Annotated in this window: 18 protein-coding genes and 1 pseudogene; 13 read left to right on the forward strand and 6 right to left on the reverse strand. The window is 51.3% G+C overall.

Annotated elements, in window-relative coordinates:
• Positions 1-462: 462 nt before the first annotated feature.
• Positions 463-888 carry a hypothetical protein gene (locus B5F25_RS17985; RefSeq protein WP_140406977.1) on the forward strand — a complete coding sequence of 142 codons (426 nt, stop codon included), beginning with the start codon at positions 463-465 and terminating at the stop codon, positions 886-888.
• A 129-nt stretch (positions 889-1,017) separates the two neighbouring features.
• On the opposite strand, the gene B5F25_RS17990 is transcribed toward B5F25_RS17985, so the two are convergent.
• Complete coding sequence (locus B5F25_RS17990; protein ID WP_087251223.1) at positions 1,018-1,896, reverse strand: phosphoribosyltransferase; 879 nt, start codon at positions 1,894-1,896, stop codon at positions 1,018-1,020.
• Between the two features lie 260 nt (positions 1,897-2,156).
• Between B5F25_RS17990 and B5F25_RS17995 the strand changes: the two genes are divergently transcribed.
• On the forward strand, positions 2,157-2,462 hold the full coding sequence (locus tag B5F25_RS17995) for a helix-turn-helix domain-containing protein (RefSeq protein ID WP_087251252.1): 306 nt from the start codon (positions 2,157-2,159) through the stop codon (positions 2,460-2,462).
• A complete protein-coding gene (locus tag B5F25_RS18000) occupies positions 2,459-2,752 on the forward strand; it encodes a helix-turn-helix domain-containing protein (RefSeq protein WP_087212336.1) in 294 nt (97 codons plus the stop codon). The genes B5F25_RS17995 and B5F25_RS18000 overlap by 4 nt, the downstream gene beginning before the upstream one ends.
• A 102-nt stretch (positions 2,753-2,854) precedes the next feature.
• Here B5F25_RS18000 and B5F25_RS18005 read toward each other — a convergent pair whose 3' ends face one another.
• Positions 2,855-4,090 carry a site-specific integrase gene (locus B5F25_RS18005; protein ID WP_087251225.1) on the reverse strand — a complete coding sequence of 412 codons (1,236 nt, stop codon included), beginning with the start codon at positions 4,088-4,090 and terminating at the stop codon, positions 2,855-2,857.
• 681 nt (positions 4,091-4,771) lie between these two features.
• Here B5F25_RS18005 and B5F25_RS18010 point away from each other — a divergent pair.
• The 5 genes from B5F25_RS18010 to B5F25_RS18030 all read left to right on the forward strand — a co-directional run bounded on the left by B5F25_RS18010 (position 4,772) and on the right by B5F25_RS18030 (position 8,582).
• Complete coding sequence (locus B5F25_RS18010; RefSeq protein WP_087251228.1) at positions 4,772-5,131, forward strand: helix-turn-helix domain-containing protein; 360 nt, start codon at positions 4,772-4,774, stop codon at positions 5,129-5,131.
• Positions 5,124-7,166, forward strand: a complete 2,043-nt coding sequence (locus B5F25_RS18015) for a bifunctional DNA primase/helicase (RefSeq protein WP_087251231.1) — start codon at positions 5,124-5,126, stop codon at positions 7,164-7,166. The genes B5F25_RS18010 and B5F25_RS18015 overlap by 8 nt, the downstream gene beginning before the upstream one ends.
• A gap of 19 nt (positions 7,167-7,185) precedes the next feature.
• On the forward strand, positions 7,186-7,599 hold the full coding sequence (locus B5F25_RS18020) for a helix-turn-helix domain-containing protein (protein ID WP_087251233.1): 414 nt from the start codon (positions 7,186-7,188) through the stop codon (positions 7,597-7,599).
• Between the two features lie 274 nt (positions 7,600-7,873).
• A complete protein-coding gene (locus tag B5F25_RS22160; RefSeq protein WP_018711973.1) occupies positions 7,874-8,032 on the forward strand; it encodes a hypothetical protein in 159 nt (52 codons plus the stop codon).
• A 7-nt stretch (positions 8,033-8,039) separates the two neighbouring features.
• Positions 8,040-8,582: a GNAT family N-acetyltransferase gene (locus B5F25_RS18030; protein WP_018711974.1), complete on the forward strand. Its 543-nt coding sequence runs from the start codon at positions 8,040-8,042 to the stop codon at positions 8,580-8,582.
• 84 nt (positions 8,583-8,666) lie between these two features.
• Here B5F25_RS18030 and B5F25_RS18035 read toward each other — a convergent pair whose 3' ends face one another.
• From B5F25_RS18035 to B5F25_RS18050, 4 genes are all read right to left on the reverse strand, one after another.
• On the reverse strand, positions 8,667-14,375 hold the full coding sequence (locus B5F25_RS18035; protein WP_087251237.1) for an N-6 DNA methylase: 5,709 nt from the start codon (positions 14,373-14,375) through the stop codon (positions 8,667-8,669).
• Positions 14,365-14,829 (reverse strand): DUF1896 domain-containing protein, encoded by a 465-nt coding sequence (locus B5F25_RS18040; protein WP_071150644.1) that lies wholly within the window; start codon positions 14,827-14,829, stop codon positions 14,365-14,367. Before B5F25_RS18040 ends, B5F25_RS18035 begins: the two co-directional genes overlap by 11 nt.
• Positions 14,830-14,971: 142 nt before the next feature.
• The gene (gene topB, locus B5F25_RS18045) at positions 14,972-17,074 is read right to left on the reverse strand and encodes a type IA DNA topoisomerase (RefSeq protein WP_164496652.1); all 2,103 of its coding nucleotides are present in this window, start codon (positions 17,072-17,074) and stop codon (positions 14,972-14,974) included.
• A gap of 26 nt (positions 17,075-17,100) precedes the next feature.
• Positions 17,101-18,447: a DUF3945 domain-containing protein gene (locus B5F25_RS18050; RefSeq protein ID WP_087251242.1), complete on the reverse strand. Its 1,347-nt coding sequence runs from the start codon at positions 18,445-18,447 to the stop codon at positions 17,101-17,103.
• A 237-nt stretch (positions 18,448-18,684) separates the two neighbouring features.
• On the opposite strand from B5F25_RS18050, the gene B5F25_RS18055 reads away from it, so the two are divergent.
• The 5 genes and pseudogenes from B5F25_RS18055 to B5F25_RS18075 form a co-directional block, all read left to right on the forward strand.
• Entirely contained in the window at positions 18,685-19,242 is a 558-nt protein-coding gene (locus B5F25_RS18055) for a hypothetical protein (RefSeq protein ID WP_087251244.1), read from the forward strand.
• Positions 19,243-19,353: 111 nt separating this feature from the next.
• Positions 19,354-19,965 (forward strand): TetR/AcrR family transcriptional regulator, encoded by a 612-nt coding sequence (locus B5F25_RS18060; protein WP_087251246.1) that lies wholly within the window; start codon positions 19,354-19,356, stop codon positions 19,963-19,965.
• A gap of 97 nt (positions 19,966-20,062) precedes the next feature.
• A complete protein-coding gene (locus tag B5F25_RS18065) occupies positions 20,063-21,169 on the forward strand; it encodes a site-specific integrase (protein WP_087251248.1) in 1,107 nt (368 codons plus the stop codon).
• A 163-nt stretch (positions 21,170-21,332) separates the two neighbouring features.
• Entirely contained in the window at positions 21,333-22,553 is a 1,221-nt protein-coding gene (locus B5F25_RS18070; protein WP_087251250.1) for a transposase, read from the forward strand.
• A 291-nt stretch (positions 22,554-22,844) separates the two neighbouring features.
• Positions 22,845-23,129: pseudogene (locus tag B5F25_RS18075) on the forward strand (DUF4274 domain-containing protein); the annotation flags it as partial.

The raw sequence follows: 23,129 nt of genomic DNA on the forward strand, positions 1-23,129 counted from the left end.
TTTTCCAGCAGTTCATCGTCTATATAAGGCATAGTTATTCCTCCATGTTTTTAATAAGTGATACAATAATCACCCCTTCCGTGCGCACATGAGGAGTATATGGCTATAATAGTGAAAATGCCGTGCCATAGAATATCTTTAATATGATTGCTGACTTGTTTACTATTTGATATACAACAGGTTAAATCGATCAAATTTTATCATTCATAATAAAAGTGTAAACCTGTATCCTATAAACCCTTTACAGTATTTACAGTTTGGAGGTTTACACTTTACAGTCTTTTACTTTCAATTTGCACTTTCATGAATTGTCAGTGACAGGCTTGCAAATGACTGAAATTACAAGATGGGGTGACATATCCCGATGAAGTAGCTATATATCCAATCTTTCTTCTCCGGTGAGGATGGAAAAATCGGAATATTGCCTTAACTTTGCAAAAAGCTGGAACAAAGCAGTACGAAATGATGGTTGATCCCAAAGACAAATTAAATGCCATACCGGATTTCATAGAGAATATATTTCAAGTAACTCCACTCGATAATGATTGTGAAAGCATTGCTATGGCGATGGAACCGGTCTGTAATAACATTGCTGAACTTTTGGATGCAGGTTGTCACGAACAGGCGGCAAGGTTGTTTATACAGCTCACCCTTGCTACTGCTAAGCATTTCATGTCCGACGAGCACTGGGCTTGTTTTGATGACAATTATACTCCGGATTATCTGTTGGGCGGATTGGTGGAACAGTTTCGTAGAAAGATAATGGAAAATGACTTTTCTAAAAATGCAATGGATATTCTTTGGCTGGGTAAGCAGGAACTTGCAGGTATGGAATCCGTCCGTGAATACGGTTATCCCTGTATTGATTTATACGATATGTTTTGGTAAGCATTTTCCTTAGTCGCTTTTTGTAGCTTTATCATTTTTAAATATACCATTTTGTCAATGTATTATGCAGTTTCAACGGTTTAAGGATGGATGGTTTTACCTATGCGAAGTCATACATACGGGTAATCATTACTTTTTTACAGAGTTTTGTTCGATAGAACTATAGGAAACCTCCCATGTCTTTATTCGTTTAGACAAAATATACTTTTTCCACACCATCCAACGAACCCTCCTCCATGACGGAACCTGAAATGTGCGGGCAAGAAACACTGCCCCGATCACTTCCGCGCCAATTCGTTCCAGATTCCGGGCAAATCCGGCCAGGCTGCTTCCTGTTGTGAGAAGGTCATCCACAATCACGACCTTTTTCCCTTGCAATGCCAGCGACATGGAGTAGTTTGCCGTATCAACGCTCGACCGTTGGGCGGCAGTGTGCTTGCTTTCCCGGTTCCTGATGATTTCTATCAGATGAAGTCCGGACATAGCATGGCCATGCCGTTCCAAATAGCGGGCTATTTTTGCGAAACGTCTGTAATACCGTTCTGAGGTACTGCATGGCATGAATACCGCTGTCACATTCTCATGGACGGAAAGAACTTCAAATGCCTGTGAGAAATAGTCTTGACATAATTCTTTCCCGTCCTTAAAGGCATACACATCCTGTACAAAGTCTGCCTGTTCATCCCTCAGCCAGCTTTCATAACGTTGGGGAAAATAATAGCCGGCACACACGCAACGTATTTTCCCGAAACGGAAAGCCCGCATCGGCCGTACGATGTCAAACCGTTCCGGGCACGTCAGCGCATACAACAAACCGGCATGTCTGCTCCCGGCCATCACGGCTTGTCCGGCTAATTCTTCCCTGTCTTCTTTCTTGTAGCAGGCCACCGCATGCTGGAGGAATGCCTTTGCCGCCTTTCGCCGCCAGTATCTGGCATAAGCCCATAGCCCAACAATGCATAAGACTACGCCTCCGTTTATCAATAGGGTCAGGATAAAATCATTCATGCCTTTGGGTAAGATTAGATATTACGACGGACTAAAATAGAGATTATTTGATAAACTCCTCGCTTGAGATAGATGTTTTTAGTGAATATTTAGATTCACGCAGGCGAGCATACGCTTAAAAGGGAGCATTGTAGCCGCTTGAAAAATTTCAATTGAGTGAATTTGTTATGACATTTGATGCCATTGGCAGCCAGTTGCCGACATGCATTTTGGCAATACGGTTACAAATGCTATATTTGTCTGACCTAAAAATGAAATGTATGGAATTTGTATGTATAGAGGCTAAAACATTTGAAGATATGCGCATGGCTTTGGAATTGCTCAAGAAGAAAGTGGAAATGTTGTCTCAAAGACATTTGCCCAAGCGACTGGACAAATGGCTGGACAACCAGGAAGTATGCGCCATATTGCATATCTCGCCACGAACCTTGCAATCTTTGCGTAGCAACGGTACTTTGTCTTACACCCAGATTGACCGCAGGACCTATTATCAGGAGCACGATATTATGAGATTATTAGGAATGACAGGCTGTAGACGTAAATCGAGAAAGGAGTCCGAAAGATGAGTAAAGTTATAATGCGTGACGATCCGCAGGCTATTGCGTTTTTCCAGGACATGAAGCATTTATCTGCTTTACTCGACATGCTGGAAACCAATACGCGACCGATATTGAATGGAGAAAGTTTTCTGACTGACACCGAACTGGCACAGCATTTGAAATTGACAAAACGCACGTTACAGGAATATCGTAATACAGGAAAAATCCCGTTTTATCAAATAGGCGGTAAAATTCTGTATCGGGAAGCAGACATAGAGAAACTGCTTGTAGAGAACAGGCGGGAAGCTTTCCGGTAGAGAGATATAAAGCCAGAAAGGATTGTCATTACGAGAAACAATCCTTTCTGGTTTTGTTATAAGACCAGCCGGTTGAGAAGCATTTCAGACTTCATGAAACATTTAGCGGAATATTCCAGCCACTCCTTTCATGTCCTCCATGATGCTGTTGTCAAGTACCCGCGCGTAATGCTGGGTCATGCGTGTGGACGAATGTCCCAGCATTTTCGATACGTTCTGGATGGCCACATGGTTGGCGAGCGTTACCGTGGTCGCGAAGGTGTGCCGGCTCACATGGACGGTCAGGCGTTTCTTTATATCGCATAAAGTAGCTATTTCCTTCAGATATTCGTTCATCTTCTGATTCGACGGGATGGGCAGGCAAGGTGCGTCCGGATCTTTTTCGTTCCATCCTTTGTATTTCTCCAAAATGGCGATGGCAGGCGGCAGCAACGGCACATTACTCGTGCAGGTTTCCTTGTTCGTCGTGATTTTCACCCTCGACTTGTGTATCCATAGCTTCCCGTTGTTGTCCCGGTACAGGTGTATGGGACGCAGCGTGCTCACATCTATGTACGAGAGCCCGGTATAACAGCAGAACAGGAAGAAGTCCTTCACATGGTTCAGCCGTGCTGTTGAAAACTCCTTCTCCATGATTCGTTGCAGTTCATCCAGCGTGAGGAAAGTCGGGCATGTCTCCTCTTTCTTGAACAACCGTTTCCGTTTGCCCACCAGCGGATCAAAGTTCAGCCAGCCGTTATCCCTGGCTATGCCCAATACCTTGCGGAAGCAGCTCATGTATTTAGTAAGTGTATTCTGCGAGAGTTTCCTTTCTGTCCGCAGGTGCATTTCAAATGTGTCGATGAATTCCCCGTTCAGTTCGTAGAACGTGATGTCCTCCTTCTTATAGAATTCCTTTACTACCGTTTTCAGCGATTCGTAGCAGTTGTCATAGCGGGAGATAGTAGACGGTTGGTATTCCTGCCCGATAAGAGAGCGCCAGTCATCAATACACTTTTTCATTGTTTCCACAACCAAATGTCTTTCATCCTTAGAGAACAGTTTGACCAGCATGTTTCTGGGAGTAATCAGCGCATCCCAGCAGAGCAGTTCCTTGTGGATTTGATACAGCCGTACTTTCAGAGCCTCTATGTAGCTGTTCAGTTCCAAGGACACACGGTCCTTTCCCTTGCTGCATCCCTTCAGGTTATTCCACAGATGGATGGGTACAGAACGCTGGATACGTATCTCATCCTGTTGCCCGTTGATGGTTATCCGGAGGAACACCGGAGCCTCGCCGTTTTTCTTCAGCCTGCTCTTGCGGATGAAGAACAAAACCTTCATTGAATCCTGTTTCATTTCACCTTGTTTTTAGCGTTACAAAATTAGCAAAATAGGGAACAGGTAAATCCTATGCAAGAATATGAAAATCAACGAAGTATGATACATTCCAGGTGCTTTTTTCAGTGACCCTAAAAAGGACCCTGAATTTGCCCCTCATAACTTCTTCAAAACGCTATTTTTTGCCACCCGAAAAACCAATAAAAAAGCCCTAATTCCGTTGGGAATCAGAGCTTTTCCTAATTTTGCTTTTTCGAGTTGCGGTGCGTACGGTAATCGCACCTACCTCTTTTAATATCTTTTTAATCAGTAACTTATGTGTAACCTAAATTTTGATGGTTACGACTTGGTTACGATTTCATCTTGTCAAGTTTCGTAGCTTATGACACCACCGTGTCACCTCTCGATTGCGGGTGCAAAAGTACTACACATTTTTGAAACATGCAAGACCTTGACAATATTTTTTTCAGCCATTTTTTCAAGTGCAAGGTGCGAGCCTATATATATAAATAGGCTTGCACCTTGCACTGAACTAATTTTGAACCTATTAACCTTAGTCCTGACCAAAACGGTCCGACCTTACATTTTCCCGAAAAAAATGCAGGAACAAAAAAAATTATGGTGTAGTACACGTATAGTATACCATGCGGATTTTGGCTTATCGGGAACTTTGCGGCAAACATTTCAATAATTAGGATTATGACAGAAGTTATCGTAATGGAAAGTGCCGCCTATCAAAAGATGATGGGGCAGATAGCGAAAATCGCTGAGTTCATCACCAAGAACGAGCACAAGTTGCAGGATTGCGACTTTGACGACGATGTATGGCTGGACAGTCAGGAAGTGGCCGATATGCTCCATATCAGCACGCGCACCCTGCAACGGTTAAGGAGCGACGGACTGGTGGAATATTCGGTGTTCCGCCGCAAGTGCCTGTACAAGCTCTCGGAAATAGAGAAAAAGGTACGGGAAAAGGTTATCACGTGCGAACCGCACCTGATAGACGTTTACAAGAAGAACCGGTTGTTGGACGTGACAAAGGATACAGGCAATGAATAAGGAGGATATTTTACAGGCAACGGACAGGGGGCTTTCGGTGTTCAGACATTACCTGCCGGTGCAGTTCCGCATCGGGAAGAAGTTCCTGAATCCTTTGTATAAGGATACGAAGGCATCGTGCAACGTATATTATGACCGGCGACATTCGGTGTATAAGATGAAGGATTTCGGCAACGAGGAATATTCCGGGGACTGCTTCGAGTTGGTAGGGACAATGACGGGGCTGAGTTGCAGGAACGCGAAGGACTTCGTTGAAATCATGCGAATCATCGACCATGACCTGCATTTGGGGCTGGATGACGGGCATGAAGCCGGCACCGGTGTCGCTGCCATTCCCACCGTGCGTCCCGCCACCGCCGGGCAGAAGGAAAAGAACATACGCCCGTACAGCCTTGTGGCAAGAGCGTTCAACGAAGCAGACCTTTCCTTTTGGGGGAAGTCGGGCATTACGGAAGGCATATTACATAAATATAATGTACAACCGCTACACTCGTTTACCTCCGCCACCCAAGAGGGGCGGCCTTATACCCTTGCGGCGACAGCACAAGAACCGATGTATGGTTACGCAGGCGACAAATACATCAAGATATACCGCCCGCGCTCGGAGATGCGTTTTTTCTATGCCGGCGATTTGGGCGACAATTACTGTTTCGGGCTTGACCAACTGCCCTCCAAAGGCGACCTGCTGTTCATTACCGGCGGGGAAAAAGACGTGATGAGTCTTGCGGCGAACGGGTTCCACGCCATCTGCTTCAATTCGGAAACGACGCTCATCCCCGCATCTGTGCTGATGCTGCTCTCTTACCGGTTCAAGCACATTGTCCTGCTGTACGATGTGGACAAGACCGGGCTGGAGGTTTCAGCCAAACGGGTGGAAGAACTGAAAGCGTTTTCGCTGAAACGCCTGTTGCTGCCGCTGGCAGGGACAAAAGAAGAAAAGGATGTAACGGACTATTTTGCGTTGGGACATACGCATGATGATTTATTGAAACTGTTCTTAAACCATTTGGATTCATTATACAAGGAAGATATGTCAGCATTAAAATCATGCGAGTTGGATTTCAACAACCCGCCACCTGTGGCACAGATGATAGTATCGGTGAACGGCGTGCCGCTCGGAACACAAGGGAACCTGCTCTGCATCACCGGCGGGGAAGGTACGGGGAAAAGCAACTATGTGGCAGCCCTGATTGCCGGGGCTGTGAAACCGGAAAACGCGGAAGGCATCGACACGCTGGGCATTTCCATCGAAGGGAATCCGAAAGGAAAGGCGGTGCTGTTCTACGATACCGAACAGAGCGAGGTGCAGCTATACAAGAACGTAAGCACCCTGCTGCGCCGCTGCGGGCGCGACACGATGCCGGAGTGGTTCAAGGCATATTGCCTGACGGGGATGAGCCGCAAGGAGCGGCTGAAGTCCATCGTGCTCAGCATGGACAGGTTTCATTACCAGTACGGAGGTATCCATCTGGTGGTGATTGACGGCATCGCCGACCTGATACGCTGCGCCAATGACGAGGCGGAGAGCATTGCCGTCGTGGAGGAACTCTACCGGCTGGCGGGCATCTACAACACGTGCATCGTCACGGTGCTGCACTTCATCCCCAACGGGCTGAAGCTGCGGGGGCATCTTGGCAGTGAGCTGCAACGCAAGGCTGCCGCCATCCTCTCCATCGAAAAGGACAGCAATCCTGCCGTGTCGGTGGTGAAAGCCCTGAAAGTGCGTGACGGCAGCCCGCTGGATGTGCCGCTCATGCAGTTCGCATGGGACAAAGGCAAGGCGATGCACGCCTATCTGGGCGAGAAGCCGAAAGAGGAAAAGGACAGGCGCAAGGAGGAGGAACTCGTGGCGGTGGCGCGCGAACTGTTCAGCCGGAAACGCTTCATCGGTTACATGGAGCTGTCGGAAGAACTTCAGGCGGCGTTCGACGTGAAGGAACGCACGGCCAAGAGCTACATCCGCTTTATGCGGGAGAAGGAAATCATTGTGAAATCACCCGACACACCGAACAGCTACATGCTGGGCGAGGTGTAAAAACATAGGAGGAACGGCCATGTTAGTAGACAAGACAGAATTTGAAGCGTGGATGGAGCGCATCATGGGCGAATTGTACCGCATATCGCGCAAGCTGGACAAGGCGGAGAACCGGCAGAAGCACCTGAACTACCTGAACGGGGAACGGCTGTACGACAATCAGGAGGTGTGCCAACTGCTGCGCATCAGCAAGCGCACGCTCCAGCGATACAGGAACAACGGGGCGTTGAAGTTCCATTCGATATACCACAAGACCTATTACAAGGAATCAGACCTGCACGAGTTCATCCGCAACAATTTCGATGAGAACGAAATCAAGCGTCAGGCACGGAAGGACAAATTGTCGGAAACCTATCCGATGCCCAAAGAACCGGATGAAAACGGCAGGGAGGAAAAAACAGAAGATAAAGAACTCTCAGATGATTGTGGATAATGCATCTTGGATTTGCATCGTTCAGGGATATTTCCTACCGCTGTGAAGCAGGAAGTTCCCTTTGGGTTAAACAACCGGCTTCATTCTGTCGGGAGGACAGGGTGAAGCCTTTTTCTATCGAAAGTTCCAGTTTTGTGCCGTAAAAACCGGAATTCTTATTTATTCTATGAAACTAAATAGTTGGATGAAAACCTCATTATCAAAGAAACATATCATACAATTTGATTTTCAGCAATATTATCCGTACCTTTGTGGTGAATTAAAACTAAAGATTATGGCTCGACCTATTAAAGAAACACCGGTAGTTACCGGTAAGGACGCTAAACGCTTTGCAGAGAAAATGGCTCATCTGAAGCCGGAAAGCAAGGAAGAGAAAGAGGCTGCGAAGAAAGTTTATGAGAAGTTCAAGGCCATAGCCGCATTTACATTCTGATACGAACATGGCTCTTGAAGATTATTATTTCATACCGCTGAAAGCGGACTACGAGATAAAGCCGTTTAAGTGCAAGGATGATGACTTAAACGGCTTTTTATTTGAGGATGCCCGAAAATATCTGACCGACTTGATGGCTGTCACTTATCTATGGGAGGATTTGTCCAATGCCAAAACTGTAGCCTATTTCAGCCTTCTAAATGACAAAATTACTTTTGACCCGGAACAACGCAGTATTTGGAACCGGCTGAGCCGCCGTGTGGCTAATCCTAAGCGGCGCAAAGATTATCCGGCCGTAAAGATTGGCAGACTGGCCGTATCGGAAGAATATGCCGGACAAGGCATTGGCAGAGATATTATCCGTCTTATCAAATATACTTTTACTCATGGTAACAGAACCGGTTGCCGTTTCATTACAGTGGATGCTTATCAGGATGCCGTCGGTTTTTATCAACAATGCGGCTTTGATTTCTTGTCCGCCAAAGACGAGAAAGACAAGACACGTTCTATGTACTATGACTTGAAACGCTTCTTAGATAATGAAGAATAGATAGAATTTTCTGTACAAAATTAAAAGGCTTGGCAACTATCCGGCATGTACCGGTTGTTGCCAAGCCTTTTTGTTGAATCCCGCTCAGAGCTTCATCTTCCATTTTGGTTTGTCCTGCGGTTTCTCCGTGCCGGCCTCCGGTTGGGGGATGCCGCCGATTACCACCTTGTCCTTGCCCGCGCTCATGAGTTCCTTGATGCTGATGGTCTTGGGCATGGCTGGCAGCACCGGCGGTTTGCGCTCCGCCGCATGTGCCATGTATTCGGGCATACGGTGGACGTATGGCTCAGGCGATGATGCCGGGACGGCAGGGCTGTCGGGCATTGAGGGGGCGGATTGCGCCACCGGTGCGGACTGTTGTTCCGGCCGGATTTCCGTTACCCCTTCAGTGTTGGCCTCCTGCGCATCGACGGATTTCAAGGAGAGCAATATCTTGCGGTCAAGCGTGGCAAGCTCGGCCTTGAGTTGCTTCAACTCATCCTCTTTTTTCCATGTTTCATCCACGACCTGCTTCAGGACGGGAATTTCCTTTTCAATGTCAGCATTGTCCCGCGTGTATTTCTCTATCAGGCGGGGGATGCTGTCAAAGGCGTTGATGAAATTCCGGCAGGCGGTCTGCGGGTCGGCTGCCAAGCGTCCGTTGTTGTAGTTGTACAGGAGCTTGCCCGTGCCGCGCACGAAGAAGCGGTTCTCGCAGAAGTCCAATCCCTCCTTGACGGTGGTGTCGGTCTTGACCACGATTTCAAAGCCGTAGAGGGAGCCGATGGGAACCGGCTGGCCGTGCGTGCGCTCCTTGTCCTCTATCTCGTGCAGTCGGGCGGCAATGACTTTGGGGTCGCTGCCCGTTACCCCGTCAATCTTCAGCGGGTTGAGCTTCTTGCCGTCCTTGTCGTACTGCACGCGGCTCTCGAAGTCGGCCATGTCCTGCCGCGCCCTCGCGATGATGTCGCTGTTGGAGGCTTGGTTGGCCAACAGGGTCTCCAACCGGATGCGCGAATCGCCCTTGCTGCGCTGGAACGCCTTGTGCTCGCCCTCCAGTCCGGCAATCTTCTTCTCCAGACGCGCCTTGTCCAAAAGGTCTGTGTTGCCGGAGAGGATGGCCACATACTCGGAGTAGTTCATGCCCCCCTTCTCGTCCATGCTGCCCTCGTCGATGGTGCGGCTGCCCATGCGGTTCTGCTTGAGCTGGGTGATGAAAAGCTGCTTGTTGTGGAGCAGGTTGAACTTGTAGCTGTCCAATGATTTCTCCACCGCATAGATGATGACATCGACCTTGTTATCGGCATAGAGCTTCGCCACCTCGTTGCCCTTGCGGATGCCGCGCCCGTCGCGCTGCTGGAGGTCGCTTGGGCGCCACGGTGCGTCCAAGTGATGGATGGCCACGCATCTTTTCTGCGCATTGACACCCGTGCCCAACATTTCGGTGGATCCGAACAGCACACGGATGCGCCCCTCGTTCATCGCCTCAATCATCGCCTTGCGCTTCTTCTCGGTCTTGGCTTCCTGAATGAAGCGTATCTGGTCTTCGGGGATGCCGTGGTCTTCCACCAGCTTGCGCTTGATTTCGCTGTACGGGTTCCACTGGTCGGGCTTGTAAGTGCCCAAGTCGCTGAACACGAACTGTGTCCCCTTGTGTTCGGCATAGCGGTTGTAATACTGCGCAATCATGTCGGCGCAATGGGTCGCCTTGTTGTCACGGTCGTCGTCATATTTCAGCGGGTCGATGAGCCGCATGTCAAGCGACATCTTGCGGGCATAGTCGGTGGCGATGAGCATCTTGGCCTTTTCCTCCTTTTCCGTCAGCGGCAGACGGCCCAATACGGTAGCGTTGCCGGTCTTGGCGAACTCCATGAGCTTGGCGATAAACTCCTGCTGGTCGGGCGTGGGCGCGATGTTGTGCAGTATCTCGTTCTTCTTCGGGCGGTCGATGCCGATGTCCTCCGCCGTGCGGAAGTCAGTGATTTCGGAATAGAACGAGGCGAGTTCGGGCACCTTGATGAAATAGCGGAAGCGTTCCTTCTGCACAATCTCGTTGGTCACGGAAAACTCATAGTCAATGGACTTGCGTGCGAACACCGCCGCCCATGCGTCGAAGGAGCGGATGCCCTGCCGCTCCAGTTCGTTGGGGCGCAGGTATTTGAACAGGAGGTACAGCTCGGTCAGCGAGTTGCTGATGGTCGTACCGGAAAGGAAGGTGGCTCCCAAGTCCTTGCCGGTACGCTGCTGGATGGTACGGATGGCGAAGAGCATGTTGAGCGCACGCTGGCTGCCCTCCGAGTTGCCCAGCCCCGCCACACGGTCGTGGCGCGTGGTGAACATGAGGTTCTTGAAGCGGTGCGATTCATCGACAAAGATGTGGTCGATGCCCATGCGCTTGAAGTCCGCCACATCGTCCTTGCGGTTCTCTATCTCGTGCGTCAGTTCCTTGAGCTTGACTTCCAAGTTCATCTTGCGCTTTTCCGCGCCCTTGAGTTGGGCATTGGTCACCTCGCTGCCCAACTGGTGCAACACCTCCAGGTTTTCCTCCACGCTGTCCAGCTCCTGTTGCAGGATGTCGCGCTGGATTTCGGGCGACTGCGGTATCATGCCGAATTGCTCGTGCGAGAGGATGATGGCATCCCAGTCGTTGTTCTTCATCTGGTTGAAGATTTCCACGCGGCGGTCGGGCGTGAAGTCCTCCTTGCCCGGATAGAGTATCTTGGCGTGGGGATAGGCGGTGCGGAAGGTCTGTGCAATCTCGTGGATGTTCGCCTTCAGGCCGGTAATGAGCGGCTTGTGCGCCAGTCCGAGCCGCTTCATCTCGTAGGCGGCGACGCACATTATCAGCGTCTTGCCGCCACCCACCTCATGGTCAGCGATGCCGCCGCCGTTCATCTTCAGCATCCAGATACAGTCTTTCTGAGATGGATACAAATCCTTGATGCCCAATCCTTTCAAATCAAGGTCAGGAAAGGTCTGGTGGCTGCCGTCGAACTTGGGGCGCACGAAACAGTTGAACTTGCGGTTGTACATGTCCTCCAGCTTCTTCTTGAACTCCGGCGACTGTTCCATAAGCCAGTCGGAGAAGCCGTCGCGTATCTCGTCAATCTTGCTGTTGGCCAGTTGCGTGGCTTCGGGGTCGCGCACCTTGATGTCCTTGCCGTCCTTGTCCGTGACGGTCTTGGTGATGTTGGGCGTGGTGTTGTGGATGGCGTGGCGCATGAGGGCCACGCCGTTGAACAGGCGCGTTTCGGAACGGACTGCATACTGGTTATAGATACGTGGGCTGAGTTCGGAGGCACGGATATTGTACTCGTCCGCGCTGGCGTTGTAGCGGACGGACACGTCGGTGTCGAACAGCCATGAGGCATAGCGGCTGTACACGGCAGCCGGTATCCAGCGTTCGCCGAAGTTGAAGTCCAGTTCCTCAAAAGGAATGGGTATCGGTGCCGCCTTACGCAATGCTTCAAGCGAAACGCGCGATTCGGCATCGTCGGGATGTGTCTGCAAGTATTCCTCGATATACTCCGCCTTTGCCACGACATTGCCCGCGATGAAGCGGTCGGCAATCTCGAAACGCTTCGCCAGCGGGTTGTAGAACACCCTGCCGCGCAGTTCATCCAGCAATTGTGCCTGCGGCTTGTCGGTGAGCGATTCCATATATTCCATGTCTGCCTCGCCGTATTTGTTGAGCGAGGCCGCCAATGCCTCGTGCACATCGTCGGTGTGGGTAATCTCGTTCACGTTGTACGACACGGGATGGTCAAAGATGTCGGCCTTGACCGCCTTGCCGTCGGTGTAACGCTCCAAGGCGAGGATTTCCCGGTTATCGGCATCCATGCGGAACAGGTCGATGTTCTTCTTGTCGTTCAGGTTGCCGAACTGACGGACAAAGCCGTCGTACAGCCCGTTCAGGCCCGCACGCAGTTCCCCGTTCTCCTGCCGGTGTTCCGCTTCGTCATTGTACAGGCGGTGGTAGGTGTCGCGAAGTTCAATGTAGGATGCGGCACGCTGCTGCTGGCGGGCGGGCAGTTCCAGCGGATGGAACACGGGGATTCCCTTATCCATGCCGGAGAGGTAGCCGATTTGCCCGTCCATATCCACCAGTGAGCCGTTCCGGTAATGTTCCAGCCTTTCACCGGTGAAGGGGCGTGGCTTCATGCGCTCCTGCCGTGCGGCCTCTTCCTCCGCCCGGCGGCGCTCCCGTTCCCGGAGTTCTTCTTCCGACGGGGCTTGGGGTGCGGCTGCCGGTTCGGGCTGTGCAGTCCGGGCAGGCTTTTCTGCGGGCGATGCGGCAATGGCATCCCCTTTTCCGGGTACGGACTGGCCGCTGAGCGGTTCCACAATGTCGAACAGGGAGAGCTGCGGGGTGTCCTGCTTCTTCTTCCGCTTGGGCTTCCGTCCGGTGCTGAACGCCTGCCGTTCCTCCTGTGTGAAACCGAAAAGGTCATACAGGGACATCAGTGGCTCCTGCGTGACGGGTTTCTCCGGTTCAGAGCGGACAATGGGCGGTTCTTCCACAACCGCCTCCGGCGTTTCCGTCGCGACACGCTGCTGTTCCGGCTTGGATAACGCCCGCACCTGTGCAATGCGTTCCTGAAGACTTTCCGCCCGTACTTCCGCCAGTTCGCGCAACTCGCGCACCGGCGAGAAGCGGAGATAAAGGTCAAGGTCGAGGTTTTCCGACAGGTTCTTGTCCAGCATCCATTTCAGGTCTGCGGCGATGGCATCCATGCCCCCGTCATGCAGGAAGACGCGTGCCGGTTTGCCGTAAGGGTCGGTTCCCACATGGCCGCGCGTATGGACAATGGCGGCGGTACGCTCGAAGTATTCATTCTGGGTCGTGCCGTCGACCTGCGTGCTGACTTCCACGAAGGCTTTTTCAAGGCTGGTGTATTCCCTTTCGGATGCCGTGTCCTTCTGCAACACAATGAGGTCGCTGCCCACCTCCGTACCGGCATAGTCGGTAAAGAGATTGTTGGGCAGGCGGATGGCGGACAGGAGCCGTGCCCGCTGCATCAGGTACTGGCGCACGGGAGTGCCCATCGCGGAGTTCATCACCCCTTGCGAGGTGATGAAAGCCACGATGCCGCCCTCGCGCACGGCATCCAGCCCCTTGACGAAGAAATAGTTGTGCAGGGAACCGAGCGCGAAACGCCGAGCAGTACCGTCGTCCATCGACGGGTCAAATACCCGGATATCGCCGAAGGGAATGTTGCTTGCCGCCACATCGAACCGCCCGTTGTCCTGCGGGGGAAGCTCCTCGAAGCCTTGCACACGGACATCCGTACCGGGCTGAAGCTGCCGGAGGATACGCCCGGTCAGCAAGTCCTTTTCATACGCGGTGGCTTCGGGCACGGCGGTGGCGTTGTAGAAATGCGGCTGGAAAGCAGAGAGGAAATTGCCCGTGCCCGATGACGGGTCGAGGAAGCGGTGCGGCGACACACCGTGCTCCTCCAACGAGAAAGCAACGGCACTAATGATTTCCGGGGGTGTATAGAAGGCGGTGAAGGTGGATGCCTTCACACTGTCCACCAGCCGTTTGTATTCCCGTTCATCCGTCGCCCCCTCGCGGAGCACGCCATGCAGTTCCGACACAAGGGGAAAGAGTTCGCGGTCGCTCTGCGTCCAGCGGAGGATGTCGGTGAGCTTGCCGAAGGGGGACAGCACCGCCTTGATGCCCCCGAAGCCGGTGTAGGCGGCCAATACCGTCTGCTCCTCCGGTGTGGCGGCACGCCTCTCCCGTTCCAGACGGAACATCAGGCGGATGGCCTCGATGTTGTCCCTAAGATGTGCCTTCTTGTTATATGCCATTTTCTTCGAGCCAGATTGAGATTACACCGGCCAGTTCCCCGCACAGCCGGTCGAAGTCGGGGGTAAACTCAAAACCGTCGCTCAGGTCGTAACCGCTGAACACCCTGCCGCATTCGGGCAGGAGCTGGAGAGCTACCTCGCGGGCGCGGCCTGCGGGTACCTCATCGGCAAACTCGTTCCACAACACGGTGATGAGCGTGTCGAGCCGGGAAAAGTGCAGACCCTGAAACAGCACCTCGTCCGCCTGTTGGACGGCTTCGTCATAATTCATGCCCGACCTGACGGCATTGCTGAACGCTTCGGCGGCAAGTTCGGCACGCGCGCGGATAAAAGCATCGTCGGCAGCCCGTTCGGGATGCGATTCGCGGAGGTAGGACAACAGGGTAAGGCGGTAATAGGACAGTTCGTCCGGCTCTACCGACGGAGCCGGCATGTTCGGTTTGTTCGGATTCATGATTCTTCTTTTTATTCGTGTTACAAAATACATTTTATGCCTGTATAGGATGAAGCCGTACCTGATGTAGCATCAAGCCGGACTTCATGGCACATCAAGTCCGACCTCATCCCGCTTCAAGTCCGAGTTGATGTCGGGAGGGTCATTTCTTGGAAGATTTGCCTTTGGATGGTTTCTTGTCGGCAAACTCGTAGCCCACGGAGAAGTCGGGGCGCAATACCAATGAAGCGTCGAAAGCCTTGCCCTCCCTGCTTCTGAAACCTTTGATAACACCGGTTCTGCCTTTGGTCAGGAGTTCGGCAAGCTGTTTGTCCGACAGTTCCTTGCCGCCCTTGTTACGGAAGAGGGTAAAGCCACAGTCCACATCGGCGCATTTGACGACCTTGGGGAAGAACAGCACCCGGCTGTTCCGGCATTTGGGACACGGGTATTCGCTTTCCGAAGGCGCTACGGACACTTTGGTTTCCAACAGTTCGGTTACAATCTGTGCGGTATATGCCTCGATGTCGCGCCGGAAGGCGGCAGCATCGGCCTCGCCCGATTCGATGCGTGCCAGCGTGTCCTCCCATGCGGCGGTCATTTCCACGTTGGCAATCTTCTTGTCCTTCACCGTTTCATAGACCGCCATGCCTTTGTCGGTGGGCACGAGGCTTTTCTTCTCCCTCCGGATATAACCGCGTGCGAACAGCGTTTCGATGACGGCAGCACGGGTGGCAGGGGTTCCGATGCCCGTCTCGCGGATGCTCGCCCGTAGCTGCTCGTCGTCAATCTCCCGGCCGCAATGCTCCATCGCCGAGAGCAGCGAGCTTTCGGTGTGCAGCGGCTTGGGTTTGGTCTGCCGCTCTACCGCTTCGAGTGCCTTTATCGGGAGCGTCTCGTCCTGTTCCAGATTTGGGAGTGCCATACCCCCGCCGTCGTCCTCTTCCTTTTCGCCGCGCACGGCACGCCATCCGGCGGACTTGACCACCGTGCCTTTGGCCTGCGCTTCGCTGCTGCCCACCGCCGCATGGATTTCCGTCACCTCCTTGATGCAGGGGGCGGAAAAGGCTTCGAGCAGACGGGCGGCGACCATGTCGTAGATGGCCTGTTCGTCTTTGGAAAGGCCGGAGGGCAGGTTTTCGGTTACAATCAGCGCATGGTGGTCGGTCACTTTCCCTCCGTCCACGCTGCGGCGGTTGAGCGGTGCTCCGGAAAGCGACGCGGCATACTGCCCGAAACGCGGATGTTGCCGCAAGAGGGCGATGCGCGAGGGGATTTCGTCGAACACGTCTTCGGAAATGTACCGGCTGCCGGTACGCGGATAGCTCAGCACCTTTTTCTCGTACAGGCTTTGCGCAAGGGAGAGCGTGCGGTCGGCGGAGAAGTCCAGCCGGGTGTTGGCATCCCGCTGAAGGGCGGTCAGGTCATAGAGCAGCGGAGGTTCTTCTTTGACCTCCCGCCGGGCAAGTGCTGTTATGCGGAGCGTGCCGCACGCTTTCATTTCGCCCAACGCACTGTCTGCGGCGGTCTTGTCCTCGTAACGCTGTTCCGCTGTGGCATGGAACGCAATGCCATCCTTCTCCACCGTGATGCGTATCTGCATGTACTTCTTCGGGGCAAACGACTTGTTCTCCAGATAACGGGAGCAAATCATGGCCAATGTGGGTGTCTGTACCCGTCCGAGCGAGAACACGCCCCGCCCGGCGGCAAGGCTGAGCGCCTGCGAGCCGTTGATGCCGATGAGCCAGTCCGCTTCGCTGCGTGCCTTGGCGGAAAGGTAGAGGTTATCGTAATTGCCGCCCGGCTGCAACCGTTCCATCCCTTCGCGGATGGCCTTGTCGGTCAGGCTGCTTATCCACAGGCGGACAAACGGCTTGGTGCAGCCCAAGTAATGGTAGATATATCTGAATATCAGCTCCCCTTCACGCCCGGCATCGGTCGCCACGATGATGCGGTCGCCACCCTCGAACAGTCCCTTGATGATGTTCAACTGGCGCACCACGCCGGGGTCGTCCTTGTATTCCTTCCCCTCACGCTTCTGTCGGGGGATGAGCGTGAAACCGGCAGGCAGTATGGGCAGGTTCTCCCGCCGGAAACCGGTAAACCCGTAGGCTTCGGGCATGGCCAACTGCACCAGATGCCCGAAAGCCCATGTTACGGCATAACCGTTGCCCTCGATATACCCGTCCCTCCTTTGTCCTGCTCCCACGATTGCCGCGATGCTTTGCGCCACCGACGGCTTTTCTGCAATGATGACATTCTTCATATACATTCTATATTATAGGTAAGTAATCAGAGTGATGCGCCGATGCCCTTCTTCTCCGACTTGCGGACACGGCGGTTCTGGGAAGTTGTCTGCGCGGATTGTTTCGGCTGCTCGTTGGTCTGTCCCTGCGACTGCTTCCTGCTCTTGTCGGGATTCCAGCGGAAGAAGTCGAACTTCATCTTTTCATAGTTGGGACGCACGTAGGCATTGAACGTGCCCCCGTTTCCGTCGGACATGCCTTCGACATACGCGGCCTTGCCTGCTTTCAATGCATTTACCTGTTCATCAGTCAAGTCCACCCCTTTCAGCTTTTTCGGGATGATGATTTCGCGCTGTTCGCTCTGGCTCTGCCCCTGCTCCACCTTGCGGTTCAGTCCCCGGAAGTCGTAGTCGAAACCGCCTTTGCAGACATTGTACTGGAGGCGTGCATCGTAATGCTTCTGATGTCGCTCAGACCACATATTTTCTACCAGTACAGACCTGCCAAAGCTCAAATCGAGCCGTTGGTTTTCAGTCAAAGTAACCCCGTTAATTTCTGAGGGTATTTTTATTTCACTGACAGGAATGTGGTGCAAGCGGTTCGTCTTGGGATTAAGGGAAAGCAGGCAAGTTTCTTCCTTTCCTCCGGCAATAGTCAAGTCTATGGTACTGCCCGCATTATGTGTTTTCAGCAAATTCTCTTTCAATCTATCCGGAATCTCATTGCCAAAATAATAGTCAAGTTCGGGGCGTTGCTTGCAGCACTCAATGTTGAGCACGGGCTTTCCGTCGGGCGATTCCACCAGCCGGATGCAGGCAGGCGTTTCAATTTTAATGCCCTCGAAATTGGTTTTAAGATTCAGCACGGCGGATTCATGCCCGTTGAGCAAACGTGCCGTACCGATTTCGCCCAACGATTCGGGAGTGATGCCCATACGTGCGAGCTGCTGCCAGTCCACCTGTTCCATGCCCCACTTCGTGGATTGCTGCGGGGCGGATTCATCGGTGGCGGAAGCCTGCTTCAGTTCCTCCGCCTGCTTGGTGGCATACTGTTCCGGCTCCAGCCTGTATTCGCCAAGCATTTCCTTGTTTTCTTCGGGATTGCGGAACAAGGCCGCCAACTCCTTGGCATTGGCCAGCAGTTCCGCCGGAAGGTGGTAGAAACGGAAGTCGGACGGGTTGTCAAACTGCCGCTTGAAGTTGGAGAAGAAGGATTCGAGGATGGATTCGCTGCGGTCGATTTTGAGGAAATCACCGTCGGGCTTGGCCTTTGCCAACGGGCGGGTCTTCAGCGAGCCGTCCTGTCCGATGCGCTCCACCACGTGGGGCGTGTTGCCGTCGGAAGCGTTGGTCATTACCAGCACTTCGTCTTTCATGTCCTTGAGGTTGTCCATAAGCAAATGAATTAAATCGTGAAACAATAAGTTGATTGCGGCACGAAAGTAAGCGGGCAGCCTTGCCGGACAATGGGAAATCAGCGGACGGGAGGCAAGTGGCTATGGGGTGGCGTGAAGTGTCCGCCCGCCTCTTCCGCAAATTCCTCCCACCACACGGTTTTCCCCTCCGATTCTTTTCGTATCTTTGAGGCATCAACAACGAATGAGTTGAAATAGCTAAAAATTCTACTCCCCATGATAGATAAAAACATGATGCGCATTATTTTGATTTTGGCAATCTGTTTTCTCGTCGGATGTGCCTCTAACGAGAATGTTGTCTCAGTAAGACAGGTTAAAAGCGATGAACCCATTGTACTGAGAATGAGAAAGGACAGGACTTTCATTCATAGTCTGCTATATCCGGTAGCTTTTGAATTTAAGAAAAATGATAGTAGGGACATTTATTATGCGGAAAATTCTTATTGGGCCAAAAATAAAGACATGTCCCCTGGTACAGCCGGATGTTTTTTATGGGAAGAAAACGATGATGAGCATCTGTCTTATGCGTATAAGAGGTTTAACGGGACGATAAAATATATTATTGATAAAAACGATACGATAAAAGAACGATTGTCTGTCTATTACAAGAAAATGATGGATGAGGAAAAGGATACCATTCATGTTCCTTTAAAAGAATTCAACAGCAACTTTGGATATATTATTGACAATTTCTTTGAAGGCGATTCCATCTATTTGCATTTCCATGACCACAAAAGATGGCATGACATTCCTTTAAGAGTTTCTTTCGATTAGCTGTCAGAATATAAAAATATGTAAAAGCAAATTTCATCGGTAACATACTTGCCGGAACCCCCGATTTTCTCTATCTTCGCTGAGCAAAGAAACATAAACCTACGCATCAGCATGATAACCAACCGGGAAGAAATCATTGACAGGGCATTCGGGGTATTTATCAGGATGAACTATGAGAAGGCAAGCATCATCACGCTTGCCAGAGCCTGCGGACTGACCAAGACGGGCATCGTCTATTATTTTCCGCACAAGCTGGACTTGTTCATGGCTGTGGTGGACAAGTATGTGCTGCAAATACACAAGCCGGACAACAAGTTTGCCGCTCCCGCCGATACGTTGGCGGAATTTATCGGGCAATACGTGGCGGGAGTAGCCGCTTCCATGAAAAGGATTCTCGAACTGATTGGCGATAACCACAGCCCGAATGATTGCAGCCTTAATTCCTATTATTTCCATTTTCTCTCGCAAGTGCGCATGTACTATCCGGACATCAAGCAAAAAATCGAGCGGATTTTCCAACTGGACTATGAACTTTGGGAGAAAGTCATACAGAAAGCGAAGGAAAGCGGAGAAATCGGGAGCGACACGGACGTGAAGAAAGCGGCAGCCCTGTTCCGGCAGATGTTTCTCGGACTGTCCTACGAACAGGCGTTCCTGAACGGTCTGGACGTGGACGAACTGGAGAAAAACTTCCGCTATGTTTATTCCCTGCTTAAAGCCTGACGCCGTTTAGTCTTTTTAACTTCCATTATTTTGAACGATTGTTCAAAATATGCCGTTTTTTCACTACCTTTGAAGCCATGAAGCAAAATTCGACGACATGGACAAGGCTCAGAGGCAAAGAGGAAGCATCGTTCTTCACAAGGAAGAAAAGGATGGTGTGGATTATGTCCGGATAGAGTATGCAGGAAACGGGGCAATCCCCCTGCTGCTTGCCCAGGATACAGGCGTGGAAATGACCGGCAAGGATTCCGCTTGCATGGCGGCTGCCGTTTTCAAGCTGTCGGATTTCTACGACCGCTACTCTCCCCATGCCTACATTGATTACAGCCGGGTATATGTGCGGCATCCCAGACCCAAGAGGGAATACACGCTGCCGGAAGGCTATCTGGAACTGCTGGAACAGAAACGCTACAGCCCATCCACCATAAAGACCTACCGGGCTTATTTCAGCGACTTCGTGGAGTACCACAAAGGGCGCAACATCGACCGCCTGAAGGTGGCGGACATCAACAGGTACATTCTTTATCTTGTAAACGAAAAGAAAATTTCCGTTTCGCAACAAAACATGCGCATCAACGCCATCAAGTTCTACTATGAGCAGGTGAAAGGCGGGAAACGGCAGTATTACGGCGGCATCACACGGGCCAAGGAGTACAAGACCGTCCCGGAAGTATTGAGCAAGAACGAGATAAAACGCATCCTTGACCAACTGTCCAACATCAAGCACCGCTGCATGATTTCCTTGGTTTATTCAGCCGGATTGCGGCGTAGTGAATTGCTGAACCTCACACCAAAAGACATCAACAGCGAAATGATGTCCGTGCGTATCATGGGTAAGGGCAAGAAATGCCGCTACTCGCTGCTTTCGCCCAAGCTGCTGGAAGAGCTGCGGCGGTACTTCCGTGAATACCGACCGAAGAAATGGCTGTTTGAGGGCGAAACGCCCGGACAGCCGTACTCGGCAAGCGCATTGGTGAAAGTGCTGAAAGAAGCCGCCAGACGTGCAGGTATCAAGCACCGGGTGCATGTTCACATGCTCCGCCACTCGTTTGCCACCCACCTTTTGGAACAAGGGACAGACCTACATACGATACAGGAACTGTTAGGGCACAACGATATAAAGACCACTGCCATATATCTTCATGTATCGAGTGCGCACAAAGCCAAGATACCCAATCCGCTTGATTCGCTGGATGATTCGTAGGGTGCGGCTATTAGAGATTAGGAAACACACCTGCCAGGTGTCGGTTATCGAAATATCCTATACCTACAGGTGTATTTATAAACAAATTCAAGGCAAATTAAAACAACTAATATACAGCAACTTACAAACAAATAAACAAATGTAAAAATAATAACGGCAGTGAATGATTGATTTGATAGATTACATAGAAAGGTGCAGTTCCCGGAAAAGCACATATCGCTTGGCGGACTTTTTCAACCGCTGGTGGGACGAGTACGCACAGCACCCTGCGGAGTACATCACCCCCGAACAGTACAAGGCGGTGAACGCTATCCGTGTATGCCGTACAGCCGCTTTGGGAATAGACACATACGTCTGCCCCGATTGCGGGGAGGTGCGAGAAATCAGTCATAGCTGCAAGAACCGTTTTTGCCCGTCATGTGGCTGGCGTGATACGCTGAAATGGGCGGCACGCATGAAAGAAAAGTTGCTGCGAGTGCCGCACCGCCATGTTGTGATGACCTTGCCGCATATCCTGCTGGACTTGGTGAAGCGCAACAAGAAAGAAATACTGAACATTCTGATGCGGACTTCGGCAGACACGCTGAAAGACTGGATGATGCACAAGTTCGGCTTGAAAACCGGGGTGATTGCCGTGCTGCACACCTATGGGGAAACAAAGCAGCTTCATGTACACACCCACATGATTATGTCGTGGGGCGGCATCAACAACAGAGGTAAAATAGCCGTTCCCGAACATGATTACGTGCATATCCCCTCTATCCGCAGGGTGTTCCGTTACAAGTTTGAGAATGCGCTGATAGGACTGTTCGATGCGGGCAGGCTGGAACATGACTTTCACGACCGCATGGAGTTTATGGGCTTCATCAAAAAGGTGGCGAACAGAAAGGACTGGATTGTGCATCTGGAACCGCCCATACAGATGCCGGAGCAGGTGATACAGTATGTGGGCAGGTATTCCAAGCGGGCATGTTTGAGCGAGTACAAGATTACGGCAATGGACGGCGAGAACATTTCATTCCGATACCGTGATTATAAGAACTCACCCGACAGGAGAAACCCGGTGGAAAAGGAACTGACGCTGCATTACCGTGAGTTCTTTCCCCGGCTGCTGCAACACGTTCCCCTGCGCTATTTCCGCATCGTGAGGTATTACGGCTTCTACTCCAACAAAGGCAACCTGCCGGAAGAATACTTCGGACGGGATGAAAGCGAGACAGAGGAAGCCGGAGTGCAACAGGCGGAAATTGAATACGAGAATCCTTATTTCTGCGAGCATTGCGGACGGATGAGAGTTTACAGCCACACTACGGTAACGAGTGGCGGCATCACATATACGGTTGTATTGGAACATTGCGACATACACCGGGAAAAATCGGCATGACAGCAATATGGGATAGCTATGCCCTGCCGTGAACAGAAACAGTAAAATCCCATAATATAGAAGAAAGGAGAACAAAAAAATGAATGAAATACGGATAAGAGCTGTAATAAAACGAACCGGGTGCAGGAATGAACTTCACACCCCTTTCTGCCGGAAACAGCAGTCAAAAATTGAAGTTCTATATAAATATGTAATAGTGCATGGTGGGTAAAACTGCCTTGAACAAAGAAATGAAGCACCTAAACGGTGCTTATTTCCGAACCATTATCAATCAAAATAAATTATAATACTATGTACGAAAATTTAAGTGAGAAACGGAAACAAGAGTTGGATACATTGAGAGAATGGGCAGTTTGCGCTGGAGATGATTACTATTTTTCAATGGCTCAATCCGACTTTGAAAAGAGTATGAAAGGTTGCGAAAATGAAGAATTTTTTAAGGCATACTCACGTCAGCGAAAAATTGGAATGGAAGAATTTGCCAATGAAATATCAAGGCAAATAACATCAATTCACAATTCAGAAGAATTACATTATTTACTGGAGAGCTATAACTACGATGATGGCAATTGGACT

It is taken from the genome of Bacteroides sp. An19, assembly GCF_002160215.1.
Classification (GTDB): domain Bacteria; phylum Bacteroidota; class Bacteroidia; order Bacteroidales; family Bacteroidaceae; genus Phocaeicola; species Phocaeicola intestinalis.